General features: G+C 48.0%; 10 protein-coding genes. 8 read left to right on the top strand and 2 right to left on the bottom strand.

The genetic code is table 11. The annotated features are described in order from the left end of the window. Positions 1-79: 79 nt before the first annotated feature. Positions 80-763, bottom strand: coding sequence for an SDR family NAD(P)-dependent oxidoreductase (locus tag W822_RS45105; protein WP_216593326.1), 684 nt, complete (start codon positions 761-763; stop codon positions 80-82). Between the two features lie 589 nt (positions 764-1,352). On the opposite strand from W822_RS45105, the gene W822_RS45100 reads away from it, so the two are divergent. From W822_RS45100 to W822_RS45065, 8 genes are all read left to right on the top strand, one after another. After that, positions 1,353-2,408, top strand: coding sequence for a cytidylyltransferase family protein (locus W822_RS45100; RefSeq protein WP_024007424.1), 1,056 nt, complete (start codon positions 1,353-1,355; stop codon positions 2,406-2,408). Positions 2,409-2,551: 143 nt separating this feature from the next. Next, positions 2,552-2,773: a hypothetical protein gene (locus W822_RS0124225; protein ID WP_024007423.1), complete on the top strand. Its 222-nt coding sequence runs from the start codon at positions 2,552-2,554 to the stop codon at positions 2,771-2,773. Between the two features lie 368 nt (positions 2,774-3,141). After that, on the top strand, positions 3,142-3,720 hold the full coding sequence (locus W822_RS45095) for a DUF4142 domain-containing protein (protein WP_034281074.1): 579 nt from the start codon (positions 3,142-3,144) through the stop codon (positions 3,718-3,720). 262 nt (positions 3,721-3,982) lie between these two features. Further along, positions 3,983-4,771, top strand: a complete 789-nt coding sequence (locus W822_RS46035) for a c-type cytochrome (RefSeq protein WP_024007421.1) — start codon at positions 3,983-3,985, stop codon at positions 4,769-4,771. A 77-nt stretch (positions 4,772-4,848) separates the two neighbouring features. Then, complete coding sequence (locus tag W822_RS45080) at positions 4,849-6,639, top strand: pyrroloquinoline quinone-dependent dehydrogenase (RefSeq protein ID WP_024007420.1); 1,791 nt, start codon at positions 4,849-4,851, stop codon at positions 6,637-6,639. A gap of 69 nt (positions 6,640-6,708) precedes the next feature. After that, the gene (locus W822_RS45075; RefSeq protein ID WP_024007419.1) at positions 6,709-7,071 is read left to right on the top strand and encodes a hypothetical protein; all 363 of its coding nucleotides are present in this window, start codon (positions 6,709-6,711) and stop codon (positions 7,069-7,071) included. 5 nt (positions 7,072-7,076) lie between these two features. Next, complete coding sequence (locus W822_RS45070; protein WP_024007418.1) at positions 7,077-7,778, top strand: glutathione S-transferase; 702 nt, start codon at positions 7,077-7,079, stop codon at positions 7,776-7,778. Positions 7,779-8,263: 485 nt separating this feature from the next. Continuing rightward, on the top strand, positions 8,264-8,689 hold the full coding sequence (locus W822_RS45065) for a hypothetical protein (RefSeq protein ID WP_024007417.1): 426 nt from the start codon (positions 8,264-8,266) through the stop codon (positions 8,687-8,689). A gap of 96 nt (positions 8,690-8,785) precedes the next feature. Here W822_RS45065 and W822_RS45060 read toward each other — a convergent pair whose 3' ends face one another. Next, positions 8,786-9,772: a restriction endonuclease gene (locus W822_RS45060; RefSeq protein ID WP_024007416.1), complete on the bottom strand. Its 987-nt coding sequence runs from the start codon at positions 9,770-9,772 to the stop codon at positions 8,786-8,788. Between the last annotated feature and the right edge of the window lie 49 nt (positions 9,773-9,821).

The following is a 9,821-nucleotide window of genomic DNA, read 5'->3' as shown; positions in this document are numbered from 1 at the left end:
GTAAGGCGGTTTGGGAATCGAAGAATGTGAACCAAATCTAATCTGACAGACACTGCATTACAAGCGGGTAACTGTCAGATCATGTCTGAGCTAGTACATTTCCCGAAAGCTTAAGCTCGACGTTCAAGGATCGACTTAAGCTGAGCACCGCCGCCTTCGACGCAGCATAGGAAGCTTGATAGGCAAGAGGGACTTCGCTATCTATAGAACCCATATTAATAAGAGTCCCAAATCCTTGGATTCGAAATTGACGTAGCGCTTCGTGCGCCCCATATATGAGACCTTTCAAATTAACATCAACCACGCGCGCGTGGTCTTCAATGGGTATATCCCAGAATAATCCCAGTGCACCGATTCCGACATTGTTGATCCACACGTCGATATGATCGAAACGTTCTATTGAAGCCCTCGCCAGAGTCGCCACATCTTCAGGTCTACTGACATCAGTAGTGACCACCATCGCTTTCCCGCCGCCAGCAATGATCTCATTTTTCAGTCCTTCAAGCGCCGCCGTGCGACGGGCAGCCAGAACAACATTGGCCCCCAGCCGAGCAAGTTCAAGAGCCACTCCTCTTCCAAATCCGCTTGTAGCGCCAGTGATGACTATCGTTGCTTCCGTAACACTGATTTTAGGTTTTCGCATAGACGAGTCCTTGCATTGACTGCCGAATAGAGAGAACATTGTCATTAATGAACTAAGCACAATGCCGCGATTTTTTTCCTGGGTATAGAAACATGAATAGACACGATCGTTCCAGTCCATAGTGGGCGAGCCGTGTTATTTCCTCGTAGGCCTAGTACGCAGTGAGCCATAGAAATGAGCGCCTCTGGTACGGGAAAGCTTCTAATTTTCAATTTCCATATATATATAAAGCCCCCATCGATTGCTCCCTTCGGGCAACCCATGGGGGCTGTACACTTCCCGGAGGTGGAGCTTTGGCTGTGTACAGAATTATCTTAAAGGATATATGTGGAAATATGAAATGAATTCTTTAAAATTCGTAACGGAAATGAAACAGAAAAATTGAGTGAAGTCCCGAAAAGCATTCGTTATCGTTCGTGCATTAGTCATTGAGCTCAAGCCAGCAATCTATAAACTGCACACCATCCTTTCTTAAGCGTTGACAGAAATAAATGGGTGGGCGTCTAAATAAATGAGATGCTTATAGGAGGTAATTTGTAACATCTAGGTGAAATTTTATCGAGAGATTAGCGTAGTATGAATTAACTGATTCAAGGGGAGAGTCGATACATTTTAAATCAGTCTATAACGCTTCTGAAAATCTGTGGACGCTCGTCACGGGAGCGCGGTGTAAATTTGCTTTTTCACTTATTACGGTTAAGGAGATACCATGATAGAAACTGAAATTGACAGAACATACCATAGGGCCTCTTGGGGAAGTATATTTGGTGGCATGGTCGCTACTCTCGCTATTTCCGCTTTGCTATCCATACTTGGAGCTGGTCTAGGGCTAAGCTCCATAGACATAGCTCATACTGATATTGCTGATGGTATGGGGACGGGCGCTCTGATATTCGCAGCATTGTCCGTAATAATTAGCTTTGCCGCGGGAGGATATATATCCGGACGGTTGACCACAACTGAAGGGTGCATCCACGGTTTCCTCTCCTGGGCAATGTCTGTGCTTGTAGCCTTAGTTTTAAGTGGGATGTTAATTAGTTCGACTGTTAGCACCGTAACAAGCGCCGTAGGATCCGTAGCTTCTGCTACAGGAAGCGTTATTTCGGGAACAGTATCAACAGTAGGCAAAGGAGCGTCGGGCGCTGGATCATTAGTAAAGGACTCATTCGAAGGGCTGAATATCGACTTGGGTGCAGAAGCACAAGACACTCCCAATGACGTAAAAAATGTACTCGTCGAAAGCGGAATCCCTGAGTTACAACCTCGATACTTAGAGAACCAGATGAAGGCGGTAAGAGCTGATGTTGCCGAGGCTGGCAAAAAGGCAGTTGCTAATCCAGACGACATTGATTCGATTACGAAAGTGTTGATGGATAAGGTGAAAAGCCGTGGTGAAAAACTCAGCCAGAAAATTGACAAAGAAAAGCTTTCAATGGCATTTATGAATGTGAATGGGATGAGTAAACCGGAGGCGGACCAAGCAGCTGACGAAGCCCTTCGAACTCGCGATGAAGCAGTTAAATCGTTTCAGGAAGGGCTTAATAATCTCGATAAAAAGATCGAGGAAGCAAAATCCAAATTTGAAGAGGCCAAAAAATTGGCTCTAGAGAAGGCTGAAAAAGCGAAAGATGCGGCAGCGAAGACAACCATCTGGTCGTTCGTTTCTTTACTAATCGCTGCGATTATCTCTTCTGTATTAGGACATTTCGGTGCGATTAGTACTCGCCGTCGGTACGTGGCTGTAGTCGAACGAGATATCAATTAACAGAAACGCGAGACTAGAATGCTGTGTTAATGCAACTATATTCAACAACAGATGCATTGACGCAGTATTTTTACACGCAATTTTTTATCCATATAAATGGACAAAAGCTGGCAAACGTTACATCAAATTTGGAGGATCGGAATATGAATATCATGTATTCGAGGTTTGGCGAGTCACCAGAATTACTCAATGCTGATGGAGATCTGGAAGACGCTGAACCTCTTTCGCTGAAAAAAGAACTTATTTCAGGATTGCGGTTACCTATGATGGACAGGAAAACCGACTCTAGGACACAGGAGGAGAGATTTAATTGCATTTTAATAGAAGCTGGCATTGACCCCGCTTCTATTAAATTAGCCAATTAGCAGCTAGCGCCCTCATTGGCTCATATCGAATAGTCACAGTATTTCACTAAGGGAGGAGGTTTCGGAGGAGAAATCCGTCTGTAACAATGCGTAATGATGCGCTTTCCATTTTCCTAACGGAATGATGTACTCCCCATATTTTCAGTCAACGTGGTCGCAAAATGCGAAAATCTGCGTTTATTGGACTATTTTAGAAGACATTTCAATCGCGCAAGCTTATTAAGCAGACGTAACAACCGCTATTCATACATCTCTCCCAATTGATAGTATGGTTTGGTGATTTTGGATTTGTTGGCTAAAAAATCCCGTCTAACACCACATGGTGCTATGCCGTTGGTGGCAATCATCACTTTTTGTTGGAGATTGATATGCTGAAATTTTCGTTGAAATATCTGGTTTTACTTTCCGCTCTTTCAGTTTTTCCCGTGAGCGCATCGGCCCAGACCTCAAATACCGCGAAAGATAGCACGGCCGACACAGCGGCGCGACCTCATGAGAACGAATTGGCTAGTGCGGACGAAGCATTTTTGAAAAAAGCGGCAGAGGCCGGCCACGCCGAAGTTGAAGCAGGCAAGCTTGCCAAGCAAAAAGCTAGCTCAGCCGATGTGAAGACTTTCGCAGAGCACATGGTGACTGACCATACAAAAGTCAATGATGAATTGAATGCACTTGCCACCAATAAAGGCGTTGAATTGCCCGCCGGCCCCTCCTCAGCTCAGCAGGCTGAACTGAAGGCGCTGGGCGAGGAGTCAGAGGAGTTTGACAAGCAATACGTGGACCGGATGGCCGTCACGGCTCATGAGGAGGCGGTCAATATGTTCAAGGACGCTTCTGAAACGAGTGAAGACGTTGACGTCAAGACGTTTGCCAAAAAAACCCTGCCATCGCTGGAGTCTCATCTCGACATGGCCAAATCGTTGAAGACGAAAGTGGGCAGTGATAAGTGATTTCACAATAGTCATATGGATTCGCTCTTATAACTCAGGGGCGAGTCAATAGGAGCAAATTAGGGTATTTTTGCGTCCCAATATTCAAATGAAGGCTCTGTATACCGTAAATCCGAGCCGATATCATCTAAGAATAAACAGAAATCGCTATATATGATTTTACTAAGAACTGTAAACCAGTTTACATTTCGCTCAGTACGTTAAGGCAATACCATGATGGAAAATTTAATTAACGGAACTCACCATAGGGGTTAGAAAAGCAATGAAATTTAAACTGACACACACTGCCCGTTCAGTTGCGTGCGCGGCTACATTCGGGATCGCCGGACTTGCGCATGCCAATACCGCTACAACTGATTCGGACGCTGCGCAAAAGAGTTCGCAACCCAATTCCGCGACGTTGATTGCAAAAGGCACCAGTGGCGCCATGACTCCCTTTCTTGTTGACGCTGAAGGACGTACGCTGTACACCCTGGCCACGGATGAGAAAAAAGCGGCGTGTGACGACGCCTGTATGAAACATTGGGACCCGGTCGTCTCCGAGAGCCGTCCGCTGGGTAAAGATATTTTGCCGGGCCTGCTGAAAGCGGAAAAAAATGACAAAGGTGTTTCGCAGGTCAGTTACGGCGGGCTGCCCCTTTATCGCTTCGATGGTGACAAAAAACCGGGCGATATGAATGGGCAGGGTTTTGCCGATGTAGGCGTGATGGTTTCTGTACTGGGTACGGCCGAGCATCCGCAGGAAGCGGGAGAGAAAGTCGAAGCCACTCCTGAGTTGATGGCGGCAGGGGCAAAAGTGTTCGCCAGCACATGTGCCGCGTGTCATGGTGCAGAAGGCCAGGGCGCTTTCGGTACCAAGCTGGAAGGATTTGATCGCCTGGCCAACGGACCTGCGTTGCTGAGCACGATTATTCACGGATTGAACAGTATGCCTGCATTGGGCGGTCAGTTTAATGATGAGCAGGTTGCAGCAGTGGCCACCTATGTACGCAACAGTTGGGGCAATAAATTCGGTGGCGTTTCTGTCGAGCAGGCCAAGGCTGCGCGCTGATCCGCACAACTGACCCGATGGGGTGATCCGTCGCAGTGATCGCCCACCGCAATGAATATTGAAGAATAGGACACAAAATGAAAATCCATAGCCTTCTGGCTGTATCTGCCGCTGTGATGTTTGCCTGCGCGGCCCAGGCGCAAGTAAAGATTGAAAACTACAAACCGATATCGAATGAACAGATTCTGAAACCGGCCGATGGTGACTGGCCAAGCTGGCGCCGCACGATCGACAATCAGGGCTATAGCCCGCTGGATCAGGTCAACAAGAAAAACGTGAAGCAGCTGGATCTGGCCTGGGCATGGTCCATGCCTGTTGGCGGCTTGCAGGAAACGGCGCCGCTGGTTCACGACGGGATCATGTTTCTGGGCATGAACCGCAGTCATGTACAGGCGCTGGACGCCACGACTGGCGACCTGATCTGGGAATACACACAGCCGCTGCCAAAATTCACCGGTGGCTATCATGATGCGCAGGCCAATCGCCAGCGTAATTCACTGGCGCTGTATGAGGACAAGGTCTATCTGACGACGCCTGATTCCAAGCTGGTTGCGCTTGAAGCCAAAACAGGCAAGAAATTGTGGGAAGTGCAGGTCAATGACTGGGAGAAAGGCTACAGCTTTACCGCAGGCCCGCTGGTTGTGGACGGCAAAGTCTTCACGGGTACATCCGGTTGCAGTATTACCGGCACGGCAGGTGGTTGCTACATCACTGCTCATGATGCTGAAACCGGCAAAGAGCTGTGGCGTTTGAATACCATTGGCGATCCGGCCGTGGACGACAGCTGGGGCGGCCTGGCCAAGGAAAACCGCTGGGGCGGCTCTCCCTGGATTACCGGTTCATACGATCCAAAACGCAAAATGCTGTACTGGGGCGTCGGGATGCCGATTCCGTATCCATCCATTCTGCGCGGCAGCGGCGATGGCGATGCGCTGTACACCAGTTCCACACTGGCCATTGATGCTGAAACCGGCAAGGTCAAATGGCATTATCAGCATATGCCCAATGACGACTGGGATCTGGATAGCCCGTTCGAGCGTGTTCTGGTAGAAAGCCAGATCGCACCATCCAAAGGCGAAGTGGCTTACATGAGCAAGGATGTCGAACCCGGCAAGAAGTACGATGTGATTGCATCCGTTCCAGGTAAATACGGCACAGCCTTTGTGCTGGATCGTGATACCGGCAAGCTGTTGTGGGCTCGCGATACCGTTTACCAGAACGTGATCAAAGGCTTCACGGAAGACGGCAAAGTCATCACCAATACTGATCTGAAAGCCAAATCCATTGACGAAACCGTCAAGGTATGTGGTGGTCGTGATTTGGGTAAACTGTGGATGACTGCTGCCTATAGCCCGCTGACGAATGCGCTGTACGTGCCTGTCAGCTCGTCTTGTAAAGAGCTCACGCCCAAGCCGATCGAGCTGCGTACCGGTGAATCCGTGGGCGCCCAGGCATCAGGTGCTGTCTCATTTGCACCGGGTGAAGACAGCGTTGGCCGCGTGTATGCCGTTGACGTTAAAACCGGCAAATTCCTGTGGGTTAAAAAGCAGAAACCGATTTTCAGTTCAGGTGTGCTGACGACAGGTGGTGGCATTGTGTTCACCGGCGACAGCATGCGTGAATTCGCGGCCTATGACCAGAACAACGGCGACAAGCTGTGGTCTATTCGTCTGAATACATCGATTGGCGGTTTCCCGATGACGTATAGCGTTGACGGCAAGCAGTACATTGCCGTGGTAACCGGCCCCAATGCTCAAACGCCGCCTGCTGCGATCCTGAGTCCTGAATTGAAGAATGTGGTTGATTCCGGTCATTCAGTCTTCGTGTTTGCGCTGGATGATATCAAGGCCAATAACGGCAAGAAATAAGGCTGTGAGCGAAGTTGCGTGGCGGAGTTCTACTGTCACTCTATTTCGATAAATCAGAGGCGAAATTATATGAATGCAGCGACCTATAATCAGCCAGGTGATCTGCCGGTTTTGAATCTTTTAAAAGCAGCAGACCTGATCGGGGCTAACAACAAACTACTGATTAATATGGAAGCCCTCAACGTGGAAGAAGGAGATCTGCTCGACCGAAAAAGAACCGCTTGCAGCGCTCTGCAAGACGTTATTGGTTGCGCTGCGGCGGGTGAGATATTGAAGGTCGGGAACGGCGTCGGAGGCAACGTTATTGGCGAAAAAGCCACGACCTTCGTGTTTACAGGTTTCTACGTTTCGTTGTGTGCCGCTCCGTTATGCTGTAGGCATCGTCATCTGGCGCCCGCGGGTGAACCGCGAAGCGTATCTTGTGGAGGCTAATTTCAATGTCTGACTATTCTTTCTATTACTGGTCGGCGCCGTTTCGCGGTCAATTTGTGCGCGCCATACTGGCATATACTGGAAAGACTTGGATCGAGGCCGATGATGCGACGATAGTTAATCTCATGAGTGGCCCCGTCAAGGACATGCCAGTTCCGTTCATGGGGCCACCATTTTTGATAGACAACAAAAATGACTTTGCCATCGCGGAGATGCCAGCCATCGTGCTGTATCTTGGGGAGACGCTCGACATAATGCCAACGACGCTAGCCCTGCGCGCCATGACTATGAAAACCGTCAACGATGCCAACGACGTCATCGACGAACTTACTCTTGATGGTGGCCGAGAAATGTGGACGGAAAAGCGCTGGAAAGACTTTACCCCCCGCCTAATGAAGTGGATGGCGCTGTGGGAGGAAACTGGCCGACGCCATGGATTGAAGTGCGAGACGGGTTACCTGCTCGGCGGCGAAGTGCCGGGGATCGCCGACATTGTGACAGCGACGCTTTGGTCGACCCTGGGGGATCACTTTCCACACATCGAGAAGCTACTGGAGAAATCCGCTCCGATGACCTTCGCGCTCTCAAGACGGATATCCGATCTCCCTGCGCTCGTGGAACTGGCGGCTAGCGCGCGTAAAGAATTTGGCGATACTTATTGTGGTGGTGAAATCGGGGAGTCGATGAGAAAGATTTTGAATGCTTAGCTTTAGCTAGGGTGTACTAGTTTTAGTGATTGTCGTTGCAACATGCATTAATCTAAGTGTGGTCCCCCTCGGTTGAATGCCAAGGTTTTGGTATTGCGCCGATACTCATCTTCCTCCATTTTGTCCAGAGTTTCGCATCCATTGAGTGTACCCATCATCAGTATTTTCATGAACTGCACGTCTTAAAAGGGGAGATCATGTCAAATGTAGCTCTGAGCTAACCACGCTGTGGGAGAAGTCTTGCGTACGCAAAAACTGCGAAGCAAGTTGCATTTTACGCAAGTTCCCTATCCTGCATATAGTTATTGTATGGTGCTTACTTCGGTTGGTGGTCGAGTGTTGTTGTAAAACAAACTTAGTAGATATATAGTACAAACATATGGAGATCTATATTTTAAGTATTTCTTTATTGATTTTATAGTAGTGAGTAAATGGATATTAATAGAACTAGACTATTTTGAAACTAGAATTTTGATGGTGCTTTTATGGTGAAAACATCGGCAGCGGAATTTATGCAAAATCATCCTCCTCGAAAAAATGTGTCCATTTTGGAGCCGCTCCGGGCAGAGATTATCAAACTAAAAAATGCTGGCTATAGTGTTCCTCAGATCTTAGAGTTTTTAGCCATCAATGATATTAGCGTAAGTAAAACGGCATTGATTTCGTTTCTTAAAATACGTATGCGATCGACTTCTCTGACACCCGATGATAATGACAAACCTGGAGGGAACTTGGATGGTGAAATAATGACCGCTTTAGATCGTAAAAAAAATTTTTGCGGAAAAGTAAAAGAGAGAATGCCGTCTAAAAGCCACGAGCAAAAGTTGGTAAAAAGAAATGGTCGTGTTATTGATGTTAACTATAAGCCGAGTTGGGTGGATGACGATATTAATCTAGCAGATTTAATCTAATGGGATCAGTTGTACTGACTCATTCTGAATCTTACGTGCAATTGAGTTAAGTTAGTGCTTAGAAAACTACCCGACGCGGTCCTGTATCTGTATTCTCTAGCTTTTCTGTCGGGCTTCCAATTTATTCATGAGCAGAGAGAAGGACTGGTTTTCTGTAAGCAGCTTATCTAAATCGGCGTGTCGTGCGTACCGTCTTGCCATCTTTCCACCCCTATTGGACAGCGACACGGTCGCGTTGTAATAGTCGAAGGAAACATAGTTACCAAGCCAATCCTCCAATGGTTCACGCAAGATGATCAACTCTACGCCACTTTGATCAAGTTCTTGGAGCTGCTTTTGTTGGAGCGTAGAGTCTGATATTGGGGTGACAATGGCAGCAACATTTTTGTTACCAATTCTTTGTAAATACTGCGCGAGAGGTGCTACGGAGAGCTGACCACCAGCAGGAGAGATGCTGGTCTTGGCTGCTATCTCAAAGCGCATCAGCAGTTCTTCTATAGTACGAACGTCGTCCTCACCTTCAACCAAGATGATCCATTCCTGCTGCGGTTTTAAAATGGTGGTTATTTGGTCTTGCTTTGCTTGCTCCGCTAGGTGAGTTTCCAAATCAAAGAAGGGTTGCCCATAATTAGCCGCGTATCGCAGTTTCACGCGCATCGCCTCGCGCAAGGTGATCTTTTCGTCCTCGATGAGTAGTAGGTCATTTCGGCCGAAAAGTATTAGGTTTAATTCTTTGCCAGCGAGTAGGGCGTCAATTGCTTCAGTGCTGTAGTCTGACATGGAAAAGAAGGTGCCGATGGTGCCCACAAGCTTGCCGTCCACCTTGCCTTTGAATGCATATAACGCAGAGGCTGGAATCGGTTTGGCGTGCCACTTGGCCTCTAATAAAAATGAGCTGTCCCCGATCATAAATGATCCGTCTATTTCCTCTCCATCGGGACGCATACTGGTTCGAGGCTCCATTTTCTCTCGTGAAAGCATGTGCCGGAGCACATTCTCAAAATTTCTCCCGCGCTGTTGAAACCAGGAGCGATCAGCATTGTCAGGCGGGTCTAACAAGACCCTAAGGCGTAAATCGGTCATGAAAAATTCTACTTTTAGAGATGGTTATTTGCCAAAAAATAGGTATGCG

Origin of the sequence: Advenella kashmirensis W13003, assembly GCF_000506985.1 — a bacterium.
GTDB lineage: Bacteria > Pseudomonadota > Gammaproteobacteria > Burkholderiales > Burkholderiaceae_B > Advenella > Advenella kashmirensis_A.
Note: the sequence above shows the minus strand (reverse complement) of the source record. Positions and strands in the feature narration are given on the sequence as shown.

Bases quoted from the DNA above. Each gene is read 5' to 3' on its own strand.
- W822_RS45105 (WP_216593326.1), bottom strand. From the start codon at position 763: ATGGACTGGAACGATCGTGTCTATTCATGTTTCTATACCCAGGAAAAA.
- W822_RS45080 (WP_024007420.1), top strand. From the start codon at position 4,849: ATGAAAATCCATAGCCTTCTGGCTGTATCTGCCGCTGTGATGTTTGCC.
- W822_RS45065 (WP_024007417.1), top strand. From the start codon at position 8,264: ATGGTGAAAACATCGGCAGCGGAATTTATGCAAAATCATCCTCCTCGA.
- W822_RS45060 (WP_024007416.1), bottom strand. From the start codon at position 9,772: ATGACCGATTTACGCCTTAGGGTCTTGTTAGACCCGCCTGACAATGCT.
- W822_RS45070 (WP_024007418.1), top strand. From the start codon at position 7,077: ATGTCTGACTATTCTTTCTATTACTGGTCGGCGCCGTTTCGCGGTCAA.
- W822_RS45095 (WP_034281074.1), top strand. From the start codon at position 3,142: ATGCTGAAATTTTCGTTGAAATATCTGGTTTTACTTTCCGCTCTTTCA.
- W822_RS46035 (WP_024007421.1), top strand. From the start codon at position 3,983: ATGAAATTTAAACTGACACACACTGCCCGTTCAGTTGCGTGCGCGGCT.
- W822_RS45100 (WP_024007424.1), top strand. From the start codon at position 1,353: ATGATAGAAACTGAAATTGACAGAACATACCATAGGGCCTCTTGGGGA.
- W822_RS45075 (WP_024007419.1), top strand. From the start codon at position 6,709: ATGAATGCAGCGACCTATAATCAGCCAGGTGATCTGCCGGTTTTGAAT.
- W822_RS0124225 (WP_024007423.1), top strand. From the start codon at position 2,552: ATGAATATCATGTATTCGAGGTTTGGCGAGTCACCAGAATTACTCAAT.